Raw genomic sequence first — 25,430 nt, 5'->3', positions numbered from 1 at the left:
GTGGTGCGCTGGCTTGTAACAGGCGTCGTGGTGGGGTTGCTTGTGGGCTGCCAGAGCCTGCCAAGCGAAGCGCCGCCGTGGGTTGAGCAGTTGGATACGGAGCGCATCGACACGTCCTGGCATCAACACCTGATTGCCCGCCAGAGCGCCAGCGTGGGCGGGGAGGGCAGCGACCGGCTGCACATCTACATCGAAGGCGATGGCATTGCCTGGGTGGGGCGCTACTTCGTCGCCCGCGACCCGACCCCGGAGAACGGCTTGTCCCTGCGCCTGATGCGCCGGGACACCCGCGCCGACGCCCTCTACTTGGGGCGCCCCTGCCAATTCAACCAGCCCCGCTTCGGCCTGGACGACCGCCACTGCCACCCCGGCGACTGGGCCTCGGGACGCTACTCCGAGCGCGTTGTGGCGAGCATGACCGATGCCCTCAACCAGGCTGTCGACTGGGACAAGCACCGCGAGGTGGTCCTTATCGGCCATAGCGGCGGCGGTACCCTGGCCATGCTCATCGGCCACCGGCTGCCAAGGGCGCGGGTCGCGGGCATCGTCACCATCGCCGCCAACCTGGACACCCGGGAATGGACTCGCCACCACGGTTACACCCCCCTCTGGGGCTCACTCAACCCGGCCGCACAAATCACCGAAAGCGACATCCCCCAAGCCCATTGGGCCGGCGGCCAGGACGAAGAAGTCCCGCCCCTGGTGGCTCGCGCCTTTACCGAGCGACTGGGCTACCCTCTGCAGGTGATCGACGACAACACCCATGGGCGCGGCTGGCTGGAGCTGTGGCCGGAAGCGCTGTACGACTTTTTGAGGGAATCGCAGTAGCCTTGAAGAAGGCTTCGATAGGTTAGGTGCCTCATTGTCGGGTTACGCTGCGCTAACCCGACCTACTCGGACATGGGTACGCCTTATCGACAAAACCGAGCAGCGGCACGGTGTTCGAGTAGGTCGGATTAGCCCGCAGGGCGTAATCCGACAAAAACTTATCGACAAAACCGAGCAGAGGCACGGTGTTCGAGTAGGTCGGATTAGCCCGCAGGGCGTAATCCGACACCTGAGGCACCCAAACCATCAAACAAAACGGTAAAGGAGGATGGGGAGTACACCATGCTTGGCCAGCCGTTCGGATGCGCCGACACCGCGAGATGCGACGAGCTGGTGGCGATCAGCGACAGCGGCGGCATGGTGAATGTGACCTTTGAATATCAGGGCAATGGAGAGATTGCGCTGGCTGCCTGGGAGTAGGGTTCAGGTAACCATACTGGCATTTACCCGCAAACTCTGTATACTACGCACCACATTCCCGCCCAAGGCTGAAATATTGTCTCAAGCGGGGCCATCAGTACCTCCCCTTGAGAACTCCTATGTCTTTTGAATCCCTGGGCTTATCAGAAAGCCTGCTTAACGCCGTTCGTCAAAAAGGTTATACCCAACCGTCGCCCATCCAGGCCCAAGCCATTCCCGCCGTACTGCAAGGCCGGGACGTGATGGCCGCTGCCCAGACCGGCACCGGCAAAACCGCCGGCTTTACCCTGCCGCTGCTTCAGCTTCTGGCCGACGGTCCGCGCGTCAAGCCCAATAGCGTCCGCGCGCTGGTCCTGACTCCCACCCGTGAGCTGGCCGCTCAGGTGGAAGAAAGCGTAAAAACCTACGGCAAAAACGCCAAACTCAGCTCCACCGTGGTCTTCGGCGGTGTCGGCATCAACCCGCAGATGCAAAAACTGCGTCGCGGCGTCGACATCCTGGTCGCCACCCCCGGACGTCTGCTCGACCTGCACAACCAGAACGCCGTTCACTTTCGCGATCTGGAAGTGCTGGTGCTGGACGAAGCCGACCGCATGCTGGACATGGGCTTTATCAACGATATCAAGCGCATCCTCAAGCTGGTCCCGGCTAAACGCCAGAACCTGATGTTCTCCGCCACCTTCTCTGACGAGATCCGCCAGCTGGCGCGCACCATCGTCAACAACCCGGTCGAGATCGACGTGAGCCCACGTAACTCCACCGCCGAGACCGTGGCGCAAATCATCTACCCGGTGGACAAAAAGCGTAAACCGGCCCTGCTCAGCAAACTGATTCGCGGACGCGACTGGTCCCAGGTGCTGGTGTTCAGCCGCACCAAACACGGCGCCAACAAACTGGTGAAAACCCTGGAAAGCGATGGCATCAAAGCCGCCGCCATCCACGGCAACAAAAGCCAGAGTGCCCGCACCAAGGCCCTGGCCGACTTTAAAGCCGGCAAAATCTCCACCCTGGTTGCCACCGACATCGCCGCCCGCGGTATCGACATCGCGCAACTGCCGCACGTGGTCAACTTCGACCTGCCCAACGTGGCCGAAGACTACGTCCACCGCATCGGCCGTACCGGCCGTGCCGGCACCGAAGGCAAGGCCTACTCCCTGGTGAGCGCCGACGAATTTGATGACCTGAAAGGCATCGAGCACCTGATCCAACGCGTGATCAAGCGCGAATACATCGACGGCTTTGAACCGGACCACGAAGTCCCGGAATCACCGACCCCGAGCAAAGGCCGCGCACCCAAAAAAGCCAAAAAGCCCGCACCCCAAGGCCAGCAACAACAGCGCCGTGGTGGTCAAGGACAAGGGCAGGGCAGAGGCCGCAGTGGTAATGGCAGCAGCGCCAGCCCCGGCAACAGCCGCAACCAGCGCCCCAGCCAGGGCCAAGGCCAAAAACGCAACAACAACGGCCGCCGCCCCAACGCCGCCTAGGTTTGAGTAGGTCGGATTAGCCCGCAGGGCGTAATCCGACAACCCACCCCAAACCGCACAAACCAGCACAACAAGAGCCCGCCCAGCGCGGGCTTTTTATTGCCCAAATTTTAAGCAATTCATACAGTATATTTGCATTGGCGTAAAAATCGTGCACACTTAAAGCCATTGGTGAGCGCGCTTTCACCCCGGCAGAAAATAAAAAGGCTCTTTTATCAATCAGTTAGGGATGCACGGAGAAAATAGATGCGCAGCAAAGGGGAAAAAACGCGCATGCGCGTTTTTGTGATCACTCAAGGAGTGAGAATTCCTGTTTTTATGCAAAAATTCAATAATTTACGGTATTTACTTGACGCTCCTTCGAGCGGCATGTGCGCATGCGCACAATATAAATGTTATACAAAATGGGGAGTAACTGATGCCGCTTCAAATGGCAAGTGAACTTAGATTTCCCATGGGAACAACGACACCGCTCAGCGATCGGTCTGTAGATGATTTTACTTCATTGATCAGAAGAGTATCGGGAGCAATGAGTCGGCAGCAAATAATTGAGGTATTTAAGAAACACTTCTGCAAAGTTTCTGGTGATTATTACGCACGTAGCTCTTCGCTTGACTGGGCCGAGTCTGACATGTCCAGCCAGGCACAGAATGCAGCGAAGGATGCTCCCAATTTTATAGCTGCTGTATATGAGGCTTTAGAGGAGCTGGAGAATAGTGGTGCTTCTGTGCCAACGGTACACCACATCAATCAGATTCTGCTTAACAACCAAGATCATTATCAAATTGTTGATGATCAGTTGATTCAAACAGCAGGCAGTGTTGCTGCGCCAGAATTCAGTGAATCAATTTCGACTTCGGTGATGAGGGCTTTGGGAGACGCGAAGGCTTTAATCGGGACGGTGGATTCCTCAAGCGCAATTGATCGCGCTCATACTGCTCTCCATGGGTATTTGGTACAACTTTGTACCGACAATCAAATAGATCTACCCAACGACCCTACGGCATCTAAAGCGTTCAAACAACTTCGGCAGTTTCATCCAGCATTACAAGCGTCAGGTCATAGGGCTGAGGAGGTTACCAGAGTCCTTAATTCTTTTGCCGCGTCTATTGACGCGTTTTCTACGCTAAGAAATAAGGCGAGCCTCGCCCATGTGAATGACCTGTTAGATGTCCCTGAAGCAACCGCCATTGTTAATGCGATGTATACAGTGTTTAGGTACATTCAAGACTGTAAACAGAGAGGGCGGTAGAAATTTTGTATAACAAGCGCAAGAACACGGATCAATTTTACGCTGCGCTACAAAATGCCCGGTGTTGCGGGCGTTATGCAAGGGAATCATGAGAATAGTATTGGTAATAGCTACGGCACTGCTGGCTTCCTGCTCATACTTAAAATATGAGCGGGAGTACGCGTCTCAGAGGAACGAAGCGAAGGAGTACGAAAACTACGTTCCCTGGACTAAGGCCAAGCCCGAAGTTGTTTCGCGTTGCAGCGATGTGCGTTCCATCTCTCAAGGGCATAGCCGAGTGGTAGGGGTGTCTTTTGAAGATGGATCTTCTATTACTACGATCTCCCCTGAAATTGACCAGATTCTTGAGGTAATACGTAGCTGCCGAGGCGGTTACGACGGAATAGATATCCTAATGGAGTGAAAATGCATAACCAAGCCATTAAATACGCTCCCTTTGGTCGCCGGACCTCGTTTCACTCGGCCGTTTATGGCGGGCGTTATGTGTTTCTACTATGACAATGACTTGGAAATCACACCTTATCTATTATAAGAGAGCCGGCTTATATCGATACGTAACTGTGGTGCTTTTGATAGTTCTCGCATCCGTAGCTTTCTCTCTAGTGGATAATAACTGGGAACACATATCCCGGTGCGGTGGAATTATTACTGTTTTTGGCGCCCTATTGCTTGGCCGTGATCTAATCCGGCGAGGCCCGTATCACGCAAATGAACCAAAACCTCCACTTGTGTCACCCACAGAAAGGTTAGGCGTGGGCCAATTTAATATAGAAGGAATGTTTGCAGATATGGCTGAAAAAACTGACAATTACGCCAAATATATCGGCGTATATATTGTAGTTTTTGGTACATTACTCTGGTCATATGGTGACTTTCTTGTGGAGCTTCTATGGCCCTTCAACACATAACCAAGCGCAGCACTACGCGGCCTGTCGGCCGCCGGATGCTCGCAAGCTCGCACCGGTGTGCGCGGCGTTATGCACAATTATGGATAGCGAAATGAGTGATGACAGCAATCAAAAAAAAATAGACGTCACATCTACAGCTCTTGAGAAAGGGATTGATGTTGCGAAGGGATTTATTGATAGGCTTGTTTTGCCGCCAGCTGAGGAGCTTGGTCTTCTGATAAAAGATCAGATCTCACTCTGGAGATTCAATAATCAAGTTCGAATTCTGAATAAGGCAAAGGCAGTATGCGAGAAGAACAACGTAAGCGTTAAAGCAATTCCTCCGAAGCTTCTCTGTCCATATCTAGAGCATGCATCTTTGGAAGATGATGATGAGCTCCAAGATAAGTGGGCAATACTACTAGTAAATATGGTTGACTCTCAACAAAATATTCAGAATCACGTATTTCCATATATTTTAAGTCAGCTATCAAGTGATGAATTCAAACTTCTTGAGTCGGTTCTTATTGAAAAAGAAAGAAGAGTGTCGGAGCTAGAGGGGGAGTTATCAGATTTCTTGGAAAATAGGTCATCGATAGAAATCAGACTTAAATCCGAGGTTGATGAAATTAGCCAGAAACTACAGAGTTTGTCACCAGATGGGAAGCAGGTATATTCATCAGAGGCAATGGAGCTGAGGTCTTTGGCGCGATCAAAGGAAAGAGAGATTCGCTCTCTTGAATACAAGGAATTTATGCTCAGAAGGCAAATTGCAGCGCCAGAAAGCATCCCGGAGAAGAACATCAAAGAGTTCGAGATTGCCAATATAATTCGGCTGGGATTGGCTAAGGTTGTCTATGAGGCAAGTGCTGGGACTCATAGTATAGAAGTACCGATTGGTGATCGAGACTCATCATACGCTTCCGTAGACTTTGATATTGAAATTGACACGGACACCTCAACGATTCTCACTGAGTTGGGCGAGCTCTTTATTGATGCCTGTCGGGAGAAAAATGCATAACAATTTGCTGCACGCGGATAAATTACTCGCTGCGCTCGCAATTTACCGGTGAGCAAGGCGTTAGCCAAGAAAAAGATGGGGGAGCAATTGGAGATTGTACTTGGTGTTGTCAGCGGTGTAGCTACAGCGGCTTTATTGTCAGTTGTTGCTGCACTATTTAAACATGTCATTCTTCCGTGGTATCAAGAGTTACGATACGAGGGGGTTGATTTAGAAGGCGTATGGGAATTTAAAGAGAAAACGGATTCAGCAGAAACAATAGTAAAGCTTGATATAAAGCAATCTGCCCACTCACTTAAGGGCACGGGTAGCGTAAACATTGATAGAAGTGATGGTGAGAATAATTTTTTTGGGTTTGTCGTATCGGGATTTGTATGGGAAGGGTACGTAACACTCAATTTGAAAAGCTCAAATAGGAAGATAGTTGCGTTCTCGACTATGCTTCTAAAGGTCACTAATGGTGGATCTAGACTTAAAGGAACCTTCGCCGGGCGTCACCATAGAGAAGATGAGGTCCGCTCTATGGGTATCGAGCTGAGTAGAACCCATGGCTAACAATGCGTACCACTACACCGCCGCAAGCGACGGTGGGACGCTCGCGAGCTCGCGCCCGTGTACGCGGCGTTATGCACTATCAGGAGATATACAGGAATGGAGATAGAGGAAAATGTAAAAGATAGGATGATCACATTTTATCTGCGTAGAGATGAAGTAGAGCTAATGAACAACCTGTCATTCGTTCATTTGGTGATGATGAAGTATGACGGGGGAGAGGAAGCATGCGAATCGTTCCATTACCCAGGGAACGACGAATACATAAAAATCACAGTTTCCTTCCCTGACTGGAGCGCGTCCAGCAACGCTATGGCACACTGTAAGCAGAACGTATCAAGCACAGGTAATGTCAAGAAGAGCTACAAAGGTGCTTTGCCAAAAGCTGATCCTAGTGGCTTTATGGCCGGCTTTTTATTGGAGAAAGCGCTTGAAAATAAAAGGCGGTGATCGCTATAGCCTGCATAAAAATGCAATTGTGTACGCCACAGAAAACTGTGGCCGGACCTCCGTTACAGCGTTTTGCGCCTTCATTCTGGCCGCATATAGCAGGCGTTATGCACCAATAAGAAAAGGAGACTTTTCATGAATGCTGGTAACCAAACTAAAGAATGTTCCGTCTGCCATGGTACGAGGGTGGGAAAGGCCAACCCCCAAAATAGCGGTGACCTTCGGGATGGTGAGAAGCTAGATTATGAGCCGATAGAGTGCCAGCACTGTAAGGGAACTGGAATTGAACCCAAATGATATCTATGAGCTTTAATTGGTTCTGGAAGAAATTCCAAGCATTAGTGGCCATGCATAACAAGCGCGTTAAATGCGACGCTCGTACCTCGCGCGCTTTACGCGGGCGTTATGTGGGTTCGGAATGAGGCATGTTGCTACTGTACTTTTCGCTATGGGTGTTGCTGGTTGCACCTCTCTCCCTGGAGAGTGCCAAAGGGTCCTGAGCGAGGGCGACTGGTCGCAGGTAGAGGATCCAGCGAGTTTCGAAATATGGCGGGATTCGACCGAATCTGAAGGTGAGGTTCGCGTGTATATAAACCGAGCCAGCGGAACAGTCGCGGCTTGCAGAAGCTGTGCTGAAGTCTCTAGCAGAGTTGAGTCAGTGTCATACATTGAAGATGGAGAGATCGTTGGTGTTACAACGAAGAGCTGCGGCCCTTACTAATCTGCTACCACATAACCATGCGCAGCACTGCACCACCGAAAGCGGTGGTGGGACGCTCGTAAACTCGCGCCCGTGTGCTTAGGCGTTACATGAGAATATAAATGGGCAACGTGCTAATACAAATACTTGTCATAATTTCAATTGGTGTAGCGGGAGTTGCTATTTCCAGATTGTCTCGTGGTTCATTTGAAAGAAAGTACGGCAAACCAACTCGGAGGGACAAACTGAGATTCACCGTAATTTTTCTTTGCACGCTTTTAGTAATGCTACTGGCAGTAGTTTTCTACCCTATTTCAGCGGCATTCTTAGTCGCGGCAGTGATTTTGTGTGGTTTGCTGGGTGTTCTCGGCACTAAGCCAGGAGCATACAAAGATGCCATGTACTCAGCTACAATTTGCTCCTTCATTGCAGGTTTCACTGGCTTGCTAGTTCATGGCATGTAACCAAGCGCACCACTGCACCGCCGCAGGCGGCGGTGGGACGCTCGTAAACTCGCGCCCGTGTGCGCAACGTTAAAAGGCCAATATGAAACCTACCGTTGCCGCAAGTTTCACTTTATTCGTAGTGCTATCGGTTCTTTCTGTGGCACTTAGCGGAGCACCAGCTAGAGTGCACGCCGTTAACATCGGCTGTTTCTTTGTGGCTTTTGTAGTTGGTACTGTTTTGGCGGAACGTCGCGCGGGCAATCTGCCTGGCTATGTCATTTGGTTGCTGGTAGGCGGGGTCGGCTTACTTCTATGGGACATTCTGTCTGCTTTTGCAGTAGTTAAGGCGGAGGTGTTTATGGGCTGGTATGTTCTTTACCCACTGGGTTTGGCGGGGCTGGTAGTTCTTCAGCTGGTCGCCGTTGCCTCTAGCAAGCTCCAGCCTTTTAACAAGTTTAGGCAAGGGACGCAGTAAACTGCGCCCCTGCTAAAAACGTTATGCGCAAGGTGATTCGAACCATGAATAGATACCTAATAGCAGTCTTTTTAGTGTTCGTAACGTTTCATTTGGCCGCCCAAGAAGCTATCGAGGAAGTCGAGCCTAGATATCCGATGCCGCCAATATGCAAAGATGACTCAGGAGTTGTTAGGCTATCTTTCAATATCTCTAGTGAGGGGACGCCCGAGAATATTGAAATAGTTGAGGCGACTAGTTTACGGTTTGTGCGATCATCCATCAAAGCAATGGAAGCACACAAGTTCAAAGTTGGGACGTTCTCGACTGATATGCAATACTTTAAAGAATTTAACTTTGAGCCTGAGCATACCTGCAACTAAGGCGCATAACCAATTGCTTAAGTTCGCTCCGGGCCTTCGGCCCTCCGCGGGACGCCAAAAGCTGCCGCTTTTGTCGCCCCTTAGCAAAAGCGTTACATGTGAATGCTATGAAGAAATATGAGTGTGGCAATTGCGGAAATTTATTCGATGAGAAAAGTAGGATTTGTGAAGATTGGCGTGACACGAAAAAGTCTCTAATATGCCCTAGTTGCAAACATTATCTAGTTGAGACGTACGATGACAGGAAAGAAATGGCCTCCGGAAAGTGGGCTTTAATTTCAATTTTGTTTTTTGCTTCTCTTTATGGAATCCTAGTTCTGGCGTTTGAGCTTAGACAGCTGGAAAATACGATTACGTTGGTTGGGGCGTTTTCTGCCCTGATACTACTTCTTCGCTATCGAATACTTTCTTTACGGTACTTTATTGGTCATATAAAGACTCGAAGCGTAGGCGTATCAAACATGTAACAAAGTGTATCAACCCGCGCACTTCGTGCGCTGGACAGTTTTTAAGTCGCGGCTTTGTGGTTTTGCTGCGCAAAAGTAACCCACAAAGCCACAACTTAAAAACTGCCGTTGTACACGGCGTTACACACGCTAGGAGACTTTGAGATTGCTTTATAAGTACCGAGGAATAAAAGATTTCCGGTTTTTTACGGACATTATTTTAAAAAGTCGGCTATACGCCGCCCCGTACTTCGATCTTAACGACCCGATGGAAGGGAAATACCTCTATAGCCAAAGTGGAGGCTCGCTTGATGAGGATATGCGCAGGTTGCTGAAAGGCGAGAAGGAGAAGTTGCGTATCTGTGCTTTATCGCGAGACCCGAATAACGAACTGATGTGGTCTCATTACTCAGAGGGGCACCGAGGAGTCGTTATTGGTGTAGAGATTAACCCCGGAGAATATGAGGTACGACCGATCGAGTATGATGGGCCTCATAAGGTTGGATTGAATAATTTCCACAACGGTGCTGCAGTTGACGTTCTTAGTCATAAACTTGATGTTTGGCAGTACGAGGCAGAGGAACGAGTATTTACTCGGGGAAAGCTGTTTGTCGATGTCACAGTACGTATAATCATTTGTGGCAGCCGCATGAGTACCCAAGACAAAGGTTTTATCACTGAGCTTGTGGAAAAGATTAATCCAGATATTGAGATTATTAATGCGCGCACCGATTCAGCGTATGTGTAACAAGGCCAGCTACAGCGACAGCTTTTTCGTTGCGGCTTCGACTCCACTGAAAAGCTGCGTGTGTTGGCAGCGTTAAATGCTCGGTAGTCTTCAAAGCATGAGAATAAGATGGGATCAATAGTAAGTTTAGGTATTGGAAACTTGGAAATTGATTGGGGTAAGAATAACCACTTTATCAATCATTCAAGGTTATTTAATCCTACTGATCAGGGAGTGATTGACTATCACACGTATGAAGGAGAGACATACGAGCAAACCGGCTTTGCCAGTCCTTTGCGCAAAGTAAAGCTTAGATTAGATCTGCTAGGGTATTCGCTCAAAGATATTAAGAGAATTTATGAAGACTGTTTGAAAGATTATCCAGACTACTATCCCAAGTTTAATCTCAATTTCGAAGATTTTGCCAGGGTTATATCAAGTATTGATATTGATAAAATTAAGTTGAGCGACGATTATCCTGACTACGACCTTGGAGAATATGCCTCGAAGGTTGTGCTCTCGCAAAGTGAATTTGAGGGGCTGAGAGAGCATGTTGATACTCAGGATAACGATATAGGAACGTTTTTTGAAAACCTTGATCCCTATGTTCAACTGAGACTACTTGCTGAAAATCCCAAAAATCAGGATCTTAAACTAGAATGGAGGACCCATGACATAGTTGAAGGTGGCTGGGTGACAGAAAGTGAGCTTTTTGAAGACCTTAATGATAATCAGAAGTTCTTAATCGTAACAGAGGGTTCTTCCGACGCATTTATCATTAAACGGGCAATTGATCTTCTCAGGCCTGATATTTCAGATTTTTTTACTTTTGTAGATATGGAAGAACATTACCCATTTTCCGGAACAGGTAACCTTTTCAAATTCTTTCAAGGGCTCGTTAGTATTAGGATGCTAAATAAATGCCTATTTATATTCGACAACGATGCCGAAGGACTCGAAAAGTATGAAAAGGCAAAATCCATTGATGCGCCGGATAATTTGAGAGTTGCTAAACTTCCTGACTTAGAAGAGTTTTCTAGTTTTCTAACTGTTGGTCCAAATGGTGAGCAGGTGGCCAATGTTAACGGAAAAGCTGTGGCAATTGAGTGCTTTCTTGACTTGTCATACAAAACCAGAAATACACCTATAATCAGATGGTCTTCTTATAAAAGCGTCTTAGATTCCTACCAAGGAGCATTGGAGGAAAAAGAGTATTATACGAAGCAGTTTAAAAAAATCTCCTCGCTTGAGGATGGTTATGACTTTGGAAAACTCAAAATTCTTGTGCAGCACATTATAGAAAGCTGCATTTAACAAGGCGCTGCTGTCGGACAAATTTCACGCTGCGCTTCAAATTTGCCGCAGATCGCGGCGTTATTCAATGGTTCATTCATAAACCATCTCTGCCAGGCCTTGCACGGGGACCAGCATAGCAGCAAAGGGCGGCTCCTCAAATCGGTGGGGTGGTGGCAAAAGTGGGCCACTTACCTCCAGGCTTGACCGTACGGGGCTTTGGGGGTACTCTCGGTTTAAATTGAACTTGGCGCCTGAATGAAAGGGAAAATCATGAAACGGTACACATGCTCTGTTCTTATCCTCCTTGTAACGGTGATCTCGGCCTGCGACTCCAAGCCGGCGCATGAGAATCGGATAGAAGCTATCGAAGCAGCGATCTCTCCTCTTCTCGTCGTTCGCGGTGAAGCAGTGCCGGCGGTATCGCTAGAGGATCGAATGAAGCAATTAAATGTACCAGCGGTCAGCATTGCGGTGATTCGGGACGGAGAAGTGGAGTGGGCCAAAGCATACGGACTCGCTGACAAAGAGGACGGCGTACCAGCAACAACGGATACACTCTTTCAAGCGGCATCTCTCAGCAAACCTATCGCGGCCCTCGCGGCACTCAAACTCGTAGAGGATGGTCATCTATATCTCGACCGAGACGTAAATGATTCATTGACGAGCTGGAAAATTCCGGAAAATGAGTTTACAGCGAACCAAAAGGTGACGCTACGCGGCCTACTCAACCATTCTTCAGGGACCACAGTTGGGGGCTTCCCGGGGTATACGACTGACACCACAGTGCCGGCCACTGTCGAGGTACTGGAGGGCGGAGGTAATACTGAAGCCGTACGCGTCGGCAAGGAGCCGGGAGAAAGCTGGGGGTACTCAGGCGGCGGCTATACGGTAATGCAGTTGCTAATGAGTGACGTTTCTGGACAACCGTTTCCGGGACTCATGAGAAGTATTGTGCTTGAGCCTCTCGATATGAAAAACAGTACCTATGAGCAACCGCTGCCGGAAGAGTGGCATGCACGCGCCGCCTCTGGATACGATGGGAAGGGGAATAAAATTGTTGGGCGTTGGCATGTTTATCCTGAGATGGCCGCAGCAGGCTTATGGACAACGCCCACCGATATTGCGCGTTATATCGTAGAGGTTCAACGAGCCTATGCCGATACCGGTCGCGTATTGTCTGGGGATTCGGCCCGTATGATGCTCAAAGCGGGCATGCAATCCCATGGGCTCGGCCCAATAATCGAAGACGATGGCGAACGATTCGGTCATGGAGGTTCGAACGCTGGCTTCAGAACCATTTTCACTGCCTTCGTGGAGCAAGGAGCGGGCGCCATCGTGATGACCAATTCGGACAGTGGCGGACATCTTGCGCAGGAATTAATGCTTACTATCGCGCGGGAATACGGTTGGCCAGGAATAAAACCTCGCGAGAAGACGACAATCACCCTGTCTGAAGCGGCGTATAAAAGGTTCGTTGGCCTCTACCAGATTCAGGAACACCAAGTCCCTATGGAAATCACATACGAGGGAGGTCGGTTATTCACGCGAATCGCTGACGGAGAAACTCGAGAGCTATTGCCGGAGGCCGAACATGTGTTCTTTACCCGCGATGGAATGCTCGTGGAGTTCGTGAGCGACGACGACATAATCACCGGCCTCGTGATCGGACGAGGATTTGCTCGGGCAGACAAAGTCGATGCCCAGTGACTCCACACATGCTATGTTCGTGAAACATCCCTGCCAGACCTGGGACGGGGGCCAGCAAAGCAGTAATTCGTTGCGCCCCAAATCCGCCGGGAGCCGCCATATTGGGCCTGTGGAAAACCCCGAAAAGCATGCAGGCTGCCCGCAAAGCTTGACGCTGCCGGGGTTGGGGGTATGAAACCTGCCTTGGAATAATAGCCTCGGGTAAAACGGCCTCAGAGGCTACGATATAAATGTTAGGCAAATATGAGAGTTCACGACTTCCATCTTGAAAGTTATCAGGTCCTCGATCGAGGACAAACGATAAAGCTCCACTTGGTGTATGGCTACCCTGGAGAAGGAACGAAACATCAATATCGACCCTGAGCTGAAATCAGAGCTCAGGCCTTTGCAGCGCCTGAAACGACGTTGTTAGAGATCGCGAATTTAATAAGGAGTGATTACATGAAAAAGTGGATTTTAAGATCCTGGAGAGAGAATAAGTCATTAATTCTTTTTATTGCCTTAATGCTAATTTTTCGGAGCGCTGTTGCGGATTGGAGCGACGTTCCGACGGGATCAATGAAGCCTACGATAGTTGAAGGTGATCGAATTTTTGTAAATAAGTTGGCTTATGATATTCGGATACCTTTTACGAAGGTCTCGCTGTTTACATTTTCTGACCCTGTCAGGGGCGATATAGTCATTTTTGATTCAAAGGCCTCGGGAAAAAGGTTGGTGAAACGAGTCGTTGGAAGTCCTGGCGATATTATTGAATTAAACGACAATATCTTAACCATAAACGGAGAGCAGCTTGATTACGTGACAATCACGTCCTCTGCATCAACTGTAGACAAACTGGAGAATATGCCAGGTATTGAGCACGTAGTGCGTATCGATAAGCGCGGTTCTCGGTTGTCAAGCTTTCGGTCTTTGGAGGTTCCTTCTGAGCATTATTTGGTGCTTGGCGATAACCGGGACAACAGTGTCGACTCCAGAGTTATAGGTTTCGTTCCACGCAATGAAATAGTAGGTAGATCGAGAAGCGTTGTGTTGTCTTTGGACTATGATAACTATTATATCCCTCGCCAGGATAGATTCTTCCATGCATTGTAATTCTCAGAGAAGGTATATTCATGATACCCATACCTGCACTATTGATACTGTTTCTTTTGTGCGCCGGAATTTGTTATTCCGTGGCTAATAAGAGAAAGGCTGACGTCCCATTTTGGGTAGTCATGGGCTCACTGTTTGGACCACTGGCTGTTTTATTGGTATTTTTCTCGAAACCGAAAGTTCATGCATGAACCTGATCATTCACCTTTCGCCACCTTAGGGCAATCGCTTTATTTGCGGCACGTGGTGAAGAAAGACGGGTCGCCGGTCCACGGTTAAAAGATGCAAGCCCAGAACAGCGGAGACGAAATGACCAAGAAAAGGGTAAAAAGGATTATTGCTACGGTTTGTCTAATGGCTGCGACTACTGGGTTGGCTGCTGAGTGGACGGATAGTCGAGACGTTGAAGCGCTGTTTTCTGACGCCGGCGTGAGCGGGACCTTCGTGCTATACGATGTGGCGGAGAACAGATTCGTGGGGTTTGATCAGGCGCGCGCTGAGACCCGCTATATACCCGCTTCAACCTTCAAGGTTCCACACACGCTCATCGGGCTCGCCGAGGGTGTGGTAAACGACGTAGACCAGGTCTTGCCCTACGGTGGGGAGCCGCAGCGCTTTTCCTCATGGGAGCGGGACATGTCGCTACGTGACGCGTTACCCATTTCAAATGTACCCATCTACAAAGGGCTCGCCAGCGAAATCACCCTGAATCGAATGGCCGAGAATCTTGCCTTGATGAATTACGGCAACGGTGAGATAGGGGCGGTTGTCGACGATTTCTGGCTGGTTGGCCCATTAACGGTATCCGCTGTTGAACAGGCCGTCTTCCTGGCTGACCTGGCTCAGAATGAACTGCCGTACCCGGCGAACCTTCAAGAGCAGGTCCGCGACATTACCCTGATCGAGCAAGGCGATGACTGGGCGCTACATGCCAAGACCGGCTGGACCAATGCCCCGGATCCGAATATCGGCTGGTGGATTGGCTGGGTCGTGAAGCAGGGCAGGGTCTACAGCTTCGCGGTGAATATCGACATAGTGGACGCGTCGGATGCCGAGAAGCGGATCCCGCTGGGCAGAGAAAGTCTCATAGCGCTAGGTGTGCTATAGGGCAACGTTCCCACTTTGCATCCGCAGTGTGCAATTTCAATTTGCACGGATGTTTATGCGTGATAATGCGACATCAGCGGCCATCAGTTTGGTGTTGAGGCGTGGTGATATCTCTTTGTCAGTCATGCTAGACTGCTCCGGTTGTGGTGGAAAAAACCACAACACTAATAACCAAAAAAACAATCGAGCGCAGAGCCTGGGGCCTGGTTAGTGCCTGGGTTATGTGCCAAGAGGACACGTTATGAGACCCTTTACGCTTGGCCTGATCCTGGCCTTCATGAGTATACTCGTCGCTTGCGGCGGTAGTTCTAGCAACGACGACCCATCATCCAGTAGTTCTTCAGAAAGTACCTCATCAGATAGCAGTTCTTCAGAAAGCAGCTCAAGTTCTGAGGATTCCAGCGACAGCTCTTCCAGCAGTAGTGTGCCCGCAGACAACCCCCTGGGCTGGTCAGCTTACAATGCCAATCACCATCCCGTAGCGGCTGGCTCCATTACCCTGGCAGACGGCAGCAGCAGCCAGTTTGAATTCGGGCTTGCCCAACCTCCGGAGGCGGATTTCTTTACGGTCGTCGGCGATGGCACGGTGACTTTTGACAGCACTGCCAATGACAACGATCGCTTGCTCGCTCAGTTAAATGGTGTGGCGCCTGCCGACGGTGAGTACCCCAAGCACTTTACATTTATTGCCGGGATTACCGGTAATAGTGACAATTTTCGGGTATTGGAGATTGAGGTGGCTTTGGCTGACGAAGGTCTGCCGGGTAGTCGCCTGAAAACAATTTTCCGTGCTGATGGTGGCAACGCCGGCGTACAGCTGGAGCGGGCCGATAACGACACCTCAGTGAGCGGCTCCGGTCTGGACATGACCCGTTTCCGGATCTATCAGGTGGCCATTACGTTAACGAGCGCGACGATCGGTAATGTGTCGGTTTACACCAGTGACAGCATGACACCCCTGATTCAACTCAACGGTGTGATCATGCGCCCCACCAATAATGACGGTGACAATTTTATCCGTATAGGTGACGGTGGAGGCAGTGCCTACAGAGGGGCTGTCGATTGGGTCATCTGGACAGACACCGGCGCCTACAGCCCTGCAGAAGTGCAGGATCAACTGCCGGAAGATCTCGGTTGCGTGGTTGGCTATGGTAGCTCTGACGACGAGGCCGGCTGCCCTCCGATGCCTGAACCCTACGTGTTCACTGTGCCGGAAGCGCCCACGCCGACACCCCATGATGTCATTCCCACGGGGCTGCGTACTTTCTACGTTGCACCGGATGGCGACAACAGTGCCGACGGCACTCAAAGCGCCCCTTTTGCGACGCTGCATCACGCCGTCGCCAACGCTCAACCCGGCGATGTCATTGTCATGCGCGATGGTGTTTACGCCAGCACTGATCCCGTCAGTATCGGCACCAGCCGCAATGGCACAGCTGAGCATCCGATAACGGTCTTTGCCTATCCTGGCGAAACGCCGATTCTGGATTTTGATGGTCAGGTTACCGACGGCAATCAGAGCGGTATTCGCCTCAATGCCAACCATTGGCATTTGTACGGCCTGACCATTCGCTACGCAGGCCACAACGGTATCCGTATGGATGGTAGCCACAACCGCCTGGAGCGCTTGGTGGCTCACAACAACTACGATACCGGGATTCATATGGCCGGTACGGCCTCCAATAATCTGGTAATGAACTGCGACAGTTACCACAACTTTAACGATGGCCGTCGCCGCCTGGTGAACAACCCTGATGAACGTATTGGTAACAACGCCGATGGCTTTGGGGTCAAATTCAATGGTGTCGGCCCCGGCAATATGCTGTACGGCAACCGTGCCTGGGAGAACTCCGATGATGGCTACGACTTATGGCGCACGCTCCACCCGGTCGTGATGTATAAGAACTGGGCCTTCGGAAACGGCGATGCCGAAGTATTTGGCAATCCGGATGAGTTCGATGGCGGCGGTAACGGCTTCAAGCTGGGTGGCAACCATGAGCCAGGCGATCATATCGTTTACCGCAACGTCTCGTTCAGCAATATCTGGCGCGGTTTTGACAATAACAACAACACGGGAGCGCTGACCCTTGCGCACAATACCTCGGTCGGTAATGGCTGGAGAAATTTCGATTTTCCCAGGAACCCGGCAGACGCCAGTAAGCAGTATCGCTTCTACAACAATCTGAGTATCAATACCGGGCAGGGCAACAACTACCCGAGCGGTGCGGTTATGGAAGGCAATAGCTGGCAAGCCGCGAGTAGCCCAAATGAATCCATGCTGCTCAGCACATCGGTGGAGGCGGCCAAGGGCCCACGTCAGGCCGATGGCTCCTTACCGGATATTGATGTTATGCGTCCGGCCTTGGGCAGCATGATGATTGATGGCGGTGTTGATATAGAGCGCCCATTTGAGGGGGCGGCACCGGACATCGGGGCTTTTGAATACCGCCCCTGAGTGAGTCTGATTCTCCCTCATCAGTAAAGACGAAAGGGCGCCATGCGCCCTTTCTTTTTGCTCGATGCTTTATTTGTTTGCCCGTCGAACACGCCAAAACCCACCAATACCTGCTGATTCTTCCTGTACCGAGGGTGACTGTCGGTAGAAGCGGTGCCATCTTGAATTGATTGAAGTTGAATGTATATGTATTATATTGACTATAAATGATTGATATTGGGGTCGGCGAGACCACCTCCCAGGCGAGATGAGTATGTCAGATAATAATGAATTCGAGCGATCCCCGGTACAGCCGGAACGTCTGGAGCCCGCGCGCCACTTCGCCGCCAACTATTCGGGCGAACATGTAGCCGGCACCGAGTTTGTGATTGGCGCTGCCTTTGTCGCCTGGGGCGTAAGCACTCAGGATATTCTCTGGGGCCTGTTGTGGGGCAACCTGCTCGCGGTGCTGACCTGGGGTTTGATCTGCGCGCCGATTGCCGTTAATACCCGGTTAACCCTGTACGCCTACCTTGAACGTATCGGCGGCAAGGGCATTATCAACCTCTACAGTGTGGTCAACGGTATTCTGTTCTGTGTACTGGCGGGCGCTATGATTACGGTCTCGGCATCGGCGGCACGAATTCTTTTCAATATTCCCGTCCAGGTCAATTGGTATCCCACCAGCATCAGTTTCGTGTTCGTGGCACTGGCGGTGGGTGCTATGGTGACCATGATTGCGGTCAAGGGGTTTCGGCGTGTGGCCATTTTCGCTCAGGTATGCGCACCCTGGATGATTCTGATGTTTATTGTAGGCGCGCTCACGCTTTATGCGGTGCTCAGTGCAAGTACCTCGGAGCTGGCGGGGCAGGGCGCCTGGGCGCGTTTTATGACCATTGCCGAGACCCATATTTGGCAGGGCTCAGACAGCGGCCTCAATGCCTGGCATGTGGCGGCGTTCGCCTGGGTGGCCAATCTGGCCATGCACGGTGGTTTGTCGGATATGACCCTGTTGCGCTACGCGCGTAAGTCCAGCTACGGCTTTTTATCCGCCCTGGGCATGTTCATTGGCCATTATATGGCGTGGGTATGCGCAGGGATCATGGGTGCCGGTGCCGCCTATATGCTCAAGACCTCCATTGTCGAACTGGATGCGGGTGCTGTCGCTTTTCAGGCCCTGGGTGCTACCGGCATTATCGTGGTGATTATTGCCGGTTGGACCACCTCCAATCCGACCATCTACCGCGCCGGCCTGGCCTTTCATTCCCTGCGACCGTGCTGGAATCGTACCGTCGTGACGGCCATTACCGGTGCCGTCACGACGGTGATTGCCTGCTTCCCCTTTGTGTTTACCCAGTTGCTGGATTTTGTTGGCTTGATGGGCCTGATTCTGGCACCCGTCGGTGCCGTGATCGTGGCGGAGCATTGGCTGTTCCCGCGCCTGGGGCTAACGCGTTACTGGAATCATTATCGGGGCGGCTATTTAAATTGGCCGGCGCTTCTGGCTTGGGTACTGTCATTGGCGGCGGCTTGGGGTTTCAGCCAATGGGGGTTGCACCTGTTCTTCCTGTTGCTGCCGGTCTGGGTCACTGCAACACTCCTGTATATCGGGATGGCGTCTCTGGCGGGCGGGCGAGAGGCGTACCGTGAACAGGCCGAAGCGCTCGAGCACGCCGAAGACGAGCGGCGTGAGCAGGAGCAGCGCTACCTGGAGGTTGCTGCACACCAGCGGGCAAACCAAGCGATCGTGTCGGTGCCCAAAGGGCAGGTTGTGGCGGGACTTGTCGCCTTGCTGTCGCTCTTGGTGTGTCTGGGACTGGGTATCGGCGCTCTGCGTACCGGAGACATCACGCTGGTGCACAACTGGCTGTTATTACCGTCTATCGCCTACATGGTGTCAGCAACCCTCTGGTCTGTGATGAAGGAGCGCCAACCGAAGTCCGCTGTGTGAGAGCGTTCTGCTGTCATCAATGCCACGTTGTATTCGAGGCTTACTCTTGCTAGATTTGGGACAGTTCTGTTCAGGCGACTATCAGGAGCACTCATGAGAAATCATCACCGTGGCGTCGCAAAAAAGGCACGCACGCTTTGCTGGGCTTCGCTGGCGTGTGTCGCCTGTCTGTCCCTCGTAGCGCCTTCGGTGTTCGCCGATGAGGTGCCTGTATACGATGCTCGCCTTGAAGGTTACCCCTATCCCTTTGAGGTACAGACCTTTGGGTTTGAAAGTCAGCGTCAGCGCCTGGAAATGGCTTACATGTATTTGCCTGGCAAAAAGCAGCGGCCGACGGTGGTGTTATTGCATGGCAAAAACTTCGCGGCTGATTATTGGGAAGATACGGCGAACTACCTTCATGAAAAAGGCTACGGGGTGCTGATGCCCGACCAGATCGGCTTCGGGAAGTCCTCCAAGCCCGCGCATTATCAGTTTACGCTGGAGGGGCTGGTCAATAATACCCAGAAGCTGGTGGATGCGCTGGAGATCGATGATCTGATCGTGATGGGACATTCCATGGGCGGTATGCTCGCGACTCGCTATGCTCTGAACCATTCCGATCGGGTCAAGGCATTGGTGTTGGTCAATCCGATTGGTTTGGAGGATTACCTGCGGTACGTGGAGTACCAGGATCCCGCCTTTTTCTACGACAACGAACTCGACAAAACCATTGATCAGGTGCGCAGCTATCAGCGTGAGCATTACTACGACGGCAAATGGTCCGAAGCGTATGAAGCGCTGATTCAGATGCATGCCGGTTGGTTGAACGGCCCGGACTGGGAGCGCATCGCCTGGAACAATGCGCTGACCTTTGACATGATTTTCACCGGTAGCGTGGTCAACGAGTTCGATCAGTTAGCGGTGCCGACCCATTTGATTATCGGAACCCGAGATACCACTGGCCCCGGGCGAGGGTGGAAGAAGGACGGTGTGGAGTATGAGCTGGGTCGTTTCGATCAGCTCGGAAAAGCCGCCGTTGAACGCATTCCTCAAGGGTATCTGTATGAGCTTGACGACGTCGGCCATATGCCGCAGTTCGAGGCCTTTGAGCGCTATCGCGCGCAACTGGATAAGATCTTTTAACACCGCTGTCCAGGCCGGTGAAGGCCGGGCGGTGCGTCTGCCGATGGCCGCCCAAAGGACGGCGTGAGCGATACTCCCCTTTGTCACGCCTCGATGCGTCCTACCCTCTGTACGCTCTCCCACAGAACTCCTCTTCTTAATAGTGTTAGCCTCAATCATTGTTTCAGCTTTCCACATCCTGTGGGGACACCATTTTCATTGGCTGATGTGTCAGCGAGTACCGTTTGTCGCAGGGTGACAATCAGCAAGGAGATGGTATGAGAACAGTGGCAGCCTGTCCCTACAAGGTTCGCATCATCGAGAACACGTTTATTCGTATGGACGACGGAACCCTGCTGGCGGCGCGGATTTGGCTGCCTGAGGGAGCCGACAGCGTTCCGGTGCCTGCGATTATGGAATATATCCCTTATCGTAAGCGGGATATAACCCGCGCTCGCGATGCGGAGAACTTCAACTATCTGGCGGGGCATGGCTACGCCTGTGTGCGAATCGATATGCGTGGCAGTGGTGACTCGGAAGGTTTGTTGCTTGACGAGTACACCCAGATCGAGCAGTTGGACGCCGTGAAAGCCATTGCCTGGATCGCTGAGCAGGCATGGTGCGATGGCAAGGTGGGCATGATGGGCATCTCATGGGGTGGGTTCAATAGCCTGCAGGTGGCTGCCCGGGGGCCGCCCGCGCTTACAGCCATCATCAGCGCCTGCGCCAGCGACGACCTTTACGACAATAATATGCATTACATGGGCGGGTGCCTTTTGGGCGACAACCTGTCCGAAGCGACGGTGATGTTTGGCTTCAACAGTCTGCCGCCGGACCCGGCCGTGGTCGGCGATAAATGGCGCGCCATGTGGCTGGAGCGTTTGCAGGAAAACGATCCCTGGATTATGAAGTGGCTGGCGCATCAGCACCGCAACGCCTATTGGTCGACGGCCTCGGTGTGTGAAAATTTTTCCGCAATTCAGTGCCCGGTTTATGCCATTGGCGGCTGGGCGGACGGTTTTACCAACGCGGTATTTCGTTTGCTGGAGCATTTGGAGGCGCCCTGTAAAGGCTTGATCGGCCCGTGGGGGCACCTCTACCCGCATAAGGGGATTCCTGGGCCCGCCATTGGTTTTTTGCAGGAAGCCTTGCGCTGGTGGGACTACTGGCTTAAAGGCATAGAGACGGGAATTATGGACGAGCCGGCATTGCGCGCCTGGTCACAGGACAGTGTGCCGCCGTACTTCGCGTACGAGGAGCGTCCGGGGCGCTGGATCAGCGAACCCGGCTGGCCGTCGAGCAACATTACGGACAAGCGCTGTCCCCTGACCCGGGGCCATATCCGGTTGCCCTCGGATGGGGAAGCACCAGAGCGTGAACGCCGCGGGTTTGACGAACAGGTGGTGCAGTCGCCACTGGGCGTTGGTCTGTCTGCCGGTAAGTGGTGCTCTTATGCGGCGGCCCCGGATCTGCCCGGAGACCAACGCGAGGATGACGGGGGGTCGATGGTCTTCAGCAGCGACCCGCTGGAGCAGGTTGTTGAGATTGCCGGGAGGCCGGTGCTCGAGCTGGAACTATCCGTTGATAAACCCCAAGCCATGGTCGCCGTGCGTTTGTCGGATGTGCGCCCGAGCGGCAAGTCTACCCGGATAACCTATGGCTTACTGAATCTGACCCACCGGGACGGCAGTGCCGACCCCCAGCCACTCGAGCCGCATCGGCGTTACCGGGTCGAGATTCCGCTGAACGGTATCGCACAGCGTTTACCGGTCGGAAATGTGATTCGCGTGTCCGTTTCAACCTCATATTGGCCTGTGGCCTGGACGCCTCCTGCGCCGGTGAGGCTGACAGTTTACCCGGCGCAAAGCACGCTGGTACTGCCTCTGCGCGAGCCTCGCCCGGAAGACGACGCGCTGCGGCCCTTTGACGAGCCTGTGATCGGGCAGCCCCTGGAAATCATCAGTACCGCCCCGGGGGAGCACAACTGGGTCGTGCACAAAGATATGGCAAGGAACACCTCGACCCTGATCGTGACCAACAACCAGGGCAGTCGCTTGATTCCTGAGACTGACACAGAGCTCTCGCGCTATACCCGGGAGTGGTACAGCTTTCGGGAGGATGATTTTACCTCCGTGCGGGGTGAGACTCACACCCAGTGGGCGCTAAAGCGCGCGCAGGAATGGAATGTCGAGGTGGAGACCCGCACGATTTTGACCTGCACGGAAACCGAATTTCACGTACACGCGCGACTGGATGCCTACGAGGGCGATCATCGCATTTTCTCAAAGAACTGGGAGCAAACGCTGCCCAGAGACAATCTGTAAGACGAGATTGCCACGCAGTAAGGAGAATTTATGTCACGCCCCGAAGAGATACCGAGAAGGAATATTTTTGTCCTCGGCTACGACCTCAAGCATCAGTCGGATGTTGAGGACATCAGAGATATTGAAGACATCAATATCCACGCGCTGCTACATACCGATGAAGTCGCGAACCAGGACGGTTACGACATAGAAGCCATGCTCATTAAGGCGCGCATGGTACTGGACCAGTACGATAGCGTTGATGGTATCGTCTGTCACTGGGATTTTCCCGGGGCAGCGTTACACGCGATTTTGTGTAAGGAATATCAGCTACCGGGCCCCACCTTGGAATCCGTGATCAAATGCTCTCATAAGTATTGGAGCCGTCTGGAGCAGCGCCGTCTGGTGCCTGAGCACACGCCGGATTTTTGTGCTGTGGATCCGTTTGATGACAAGGCTCTGGAAAAGATCACGGTTGCCTTTCCGTTCTGGTTGAAGCCGATCAAAGGCTACAGTTCCATGCTCGGCTTTCATGTAACCAACGAGCAGGAGTTTGATGACGCGATTAGCAAAATCCGAAGAACCATCGGCTTGCTGGGTGATCCCTTCGATAACATCCTGGCACGTATCGAGCTGCCCCAGGAGCTGCACGAAATAAGCGGTAACTTTCTGATCGCTGAGCAGTATGTGCGCGGCTGGGAGTTGGCCCCGGAAGGGTATGTGCAAAGCGGTAAGTGCCACGTCCACGGCATCATTGATATGGTTATCGGATCGAACGGCAAAAGCTTCGAGCGCTATGAATACCCGAGCTGTGCGCCTGAGCCGGTGCAGAAGCTGGCCATCAGTGTGAGTTGTCGGTTTATGGAGCATATCGGCTTCGATTCCGGTTGCTTCAATATCGAGTTTTTCTGGGATGACGAGACAGATAAGCTCTGGATCATCGAGATCAATCCGCGTATCTCGCAGTCTCACTCCTACCTGTTTGAACAAGTGAAAGGCTTATCGAACCACGAAGTGGCTGTTCAAGTCGCCTTGGGAGAACGGCCGCGTTTTGACCAGGTCAGCGGTCGCTATAAGCGCGCGGCGAAGTTCCTTCATCGCCGTTACAGCCATGAGAACATGGTGGCAAAGCGCGTACCGACGGCGGAGGATATCGCGGCGTTTCAGAAGAACGTGCAACCGGATACCCGCGTGTATGTGTGGCTGGAAGAGGGCGATCAGTTGACGGATCTGCGTGACCAGGATCCCTATAGCTACGTGATTGCCGATATGCTGATTGCCGCCCAGAGCCGCGAACAGTTGGAGCAAAAGTACCAGGAAGCGTCGGACAGCTTGCCGTTTGAGTTCGAGGCCCTAGAGGCTTCGCTGGCAGTCCCTGAAGCCGACGTCATCATCGCGAATGACAATACGGACAAGTCCCAGGGCACCGACCGACCCGTGGCGACCTAATGGACGCTATCAATGAAAATATAGAAGCCTTCCTCGACCAGATCGTTGAGGAGGAGCGAGATGCCGACCACGAGGGCTGCATCAATAAAGACACATTCGGTATCTGTGCCGTGGACACCTCAGGCCTGGTCAAGCACGCCGCCAATGCCGAGGCGGTGTTTCACATCGAGAGCGCCTCCAAGCCCCTTGCGCTCGCGCTGGCGCTGGAGGACTGCGGCGCTGAAGAGGTCTTCCGGCACGTGGGCAAGGAGCCTAATGGCGACGCCTACCATTCGGTTGCCGCGCTGGAGGAGGGGCATAAGGGGTTCGCTTCCAACCCCATGATTACCGCCGGGGCGATTGCCGTCACCGGGAAGATTCATGGCGTCGATGGTGAGGAGCGGTTTTCGCGCCTGCGCGATTTTGTCCGTAGCCTGGCCAGCAACCCGAAGATTGACTACGACCCAGAGATGCTCAAGGGTGAGTCCCTTGATCTTCATCGCGCGTTGTTTTACTACATGCGGGATCACGACGTGGTGAAGGGCAGGGAGGAAGACACCGTACTGCCGTACGCCCGTCAGACAGCGCTTACGATGAATTGCATTGATCTGGGCCGCATCGCGTCGGTCTTGGCCAATAAGGGTCGTGTACCCGGCTCGGATCGCCAGCTGATCAAGGAAGAGAACGTACGCATTGTACTGACGGTGATGTTCCTCACCGGTATGTACGAAGCCTCGGGCCGCTATGCCGTCGATGTCGGCATCCCCTCCAAGAGCGGCGTGTCCGGTGCGATTATGGCTGTTGTGCCCGGGCGTATGGGCTTCGGTGTCATGGGGCCGAAGCTGGACGCCGCCGGCAACAGTATCGCGGGTGTACGCATGCTCGGCAAGGTGGCCCGGCGCTGGAACCTGTCAGTGTTTTCCTGACGGCAAGACGCAATAGCGAAGCTCTCGCGTGC

At 52.5% G+C, this 25,430-nt stretch carries 20 protein-coding genes; all 20 read left to right on the top strand.

Annotation, left to right across the window (positions count from 1 at the left end; genetic code table 11):
* The 20 genes from DKW72_RS08280 (at position 1) to glsA (ending at position 25,398) form a co-directional block, all read left to right on the top strand.
* Positions 1–828 carry an alpha/beta fold hydrolase gene (locus tag DKW72_RS08280; protein WP_111641882.1) on the top strand — a complete coding sequence of 276 codons (828 nt, stop codon included), beginning with the start codon at positions 1–3 and terminating at the stop codon, positions 826–828.
* Between the two features lie 282 nt (positions 829–1,110).
* Complete coding sequence (locus DKW72_RS16375; protein WP_157960439.1) at positions 1,111–1,248, top strand: hypothetical protein; 138 nt, start codon at positions 1,111–1,113, stop codon at positions 1,246–1,248.
* A gap of 119 nt (positions 1,249–1,367) precedes the next feature.
* Complete coding sequence (locus tag DKW72_RS08275; protein WP_111641881.1) at positions 1,368–2,732, top strand: DEAD/DEAH box helicase; 1,365 nt, start codon at positions 1,368–1,370, stop codon at positions 2,730–2,732.
* A 418-nt stretch (positions 2,733–3,150) separates the two neighbouring features.
* Positions 3,151–3,984: an abortive infection family protein gene (locus tag DKW72_RS08270; RefSeq protein WP_111641880.1), complete on the top strand. Its 834-nt coding sequence runs from the start codon at positions 3,151–3,153 to the stop codon at positions 3,982–3,984.
* Between the two features lie 999 nt (positions 3,985–4,983).
* Positions 4,984–5,892, top strand: coding sequence for an Abi-alpha family protein (locus DKW72_RS08265; RefSeq protein WP_111641879.1), 909 nt, complete (start codon positions 4,984–4,986; stop codon positions 5,890–5,892).
* Positions 5,893–5,940: 48 nt separating this feature from the next.
* Positions 5,941–6,447: a hypothetical protein gene (locus tag DKW72_RS08260; protein WP_111641878.1), complete on the top strand. Its 507-nt coding sequence runs from the start codon at positions 5,941–5,943 to the stop codon at positions 6,445–6,447.
* Between the two features lie 96 nt (positions 6,448–6,543).
* The gene (locus DKW72_RS08255; protein WP_111641877.1) at positions 6,544–6,894 is read left to right on the top strand and encodes a hypothetical protein; all 351 of its coding nucleotides are present in this window, start codon (positions 6,544–6,546) and stop codon (positions 6,892–6,894) included.
* 1,246 nt (positions 6,895–8,140) lie between these two features.
* Positions 8,141–8,515, top strand: a complete 375-nt coding sequence (locus DKW72_RS08250) for a hypothetical protein (protein ID WP_157960438.1) — start codon at positions 8,141–8,143, stop codon at positions 8,513–8,515.
* Between the two features lie 23 nt (positions 8,516–8,538).
* Complete coding sequence (locus tag DKW72_RS16770; RefSeq protein WP_111641875.1) at positions 8,539–8,877, top strand: TonB family protein; 339 nt, start codon at positions 8,539–8,541, stop codon at positions 8,875–8,877.
* 612 nt (positions 8,878–9,489) lie between these two features.
* A complete protein-coding gene (locus DKW72_RS08240; protein WP_198411280.1) occupies positions 9,490–10,071 on the top strand; it encodes a hypothetical protein in 582 nt (193 codons plus the stop codon).
* 108 nt (positions 10,072–10,179) lie between these two features.
* Positions 10,180–11,364, top strand: a complete 1,185-nt coding sequence (locus DKW72_RS08235; protein WP_111641873.1) for a HEPN/Toprim-associated domain-containing protein — start codon at positions 10,180–10,182, stop codon at positions 11,362–11,364.
* Positions 11,365–11,616: 252 nt separating this feature from the next.
* Positions 11,617–13,053 (top strand): serine hydrolase, encoded by a 1,437-nt coding sequence (locus DKW72_RS08230; RefSeq protein ID WP_157960436.1) that lies wholly within the window; start codon positions 11,617–11,619, stop codon positions 13,051–13,053.
* A 441-nt stretch (positions 13,054–13,494) separates the two neighbouring features.
* Positions 13,495–14,145: a signal peptidase I gene (lepB, locus tag DKW72_RS08225; protein ID WP_111641871.1), complete on the top strand. Its 651-nt coding sequence runs from the start codon at positions 13,495–13,497 to the stop codon at positions 14,143–14,145.
* 309 nt (positions 14,146–14,454) lie between these two features.
* On the top strand, positions 14,455–15,252 hold the full coding sequence (blaOXA, locus tag DKW72_RS08220) for a class D beta-lactamase (RefSeq protein WP_198411279.1): 798 nt from the start codon (positions 14,455–14,457) through the stop codon (positions 15,250–15,252).
* A 241-nt stretch (positions 15,253–15,493) separates the two neighbouring features.
* A complete protein-coding gene (locus DKW72_RS08215) occupies positions 15,494–17,707 on the top strand; it encodes a right-handed parallel beta-helix repeat-containing protein (RefSeq protein WP_111641870.1) in 2,214 nt (737 codons plus the stop codon).
* Positions 17,708–17,960: 253 nt separating this feature from the next.
* Positions 17,961–19,637, top strand: coding sequence for a purine-cytosine permease family protein (locus tag DKW72_RS08210; protein WP_111641869.1), 1,677 nt, complete (start codon positions 17,961–17,963; stop codon positions 19,635–19,637).
* 93 nt (positions 19,638–19,730) lie between these two features.
* The gene (locus tag DKW72_RS08205; protein ID WP_111641868.1) at positions 19,731–20,762 is read left to right on the top strand and encodes an alpha/beta fold hydrolase; all 1,032 of its coding nucleotides are present in this window, start codon (positions 19,731–19,733) and stop codon (positions 20,760–20,762) included.
* Between the two features lie 257 nt (positions 20,763–21,019).
* Positions 21,020–23,065, top strand: a complete 2,046-nt coding sequence (locus DKW72_RS08200; protein WP_111641867.1) for a CocE/NonD family hydrolase — start codon at positions 21,020–21,022, stop codon at positions 23,063–23,065.
* A 30-nt stretch (positions 23,066–23,095) separates the two neighbouring features.
* Entirely contained in the window at positions 23,096–24,493 is a 1,398-nt protein-coding gene (locus DKW72_RS08195) for an ATP-grasp domain-containing protein (protein WP_111641866.1), read from the top strand.
* A complete protein-coding gene (glsA, locus tag DKW72_RS08190; RefSeq protein ID WP_111641865.1) occupies positions 24,493–25,398 on the top strand; it encodes a glutaminase A in 906 nt (301 codons plus the stop codon). Before DKW72_RS08195 ends, glsA begins: the two co-directional genes overlap by 1 nt.
* The last annotated feature ends 32 nt before the right edge of the window (positions 25,399–25,430 follow it).

This window comes from Marinimicrobium alkaliphilum (genome assembly GCF_003259155.1).
Lineage (GTDB): Bacteria > Pseudomonadota > Gammaproteobacteria > Pseudomonadales > Cellvibrionaceae > Marinimicrobium_A > Marinimicrobium_A alkaliphilum.
This window is presented reverse-complemented; position numbering and strand designations above follow the sequence as displayed.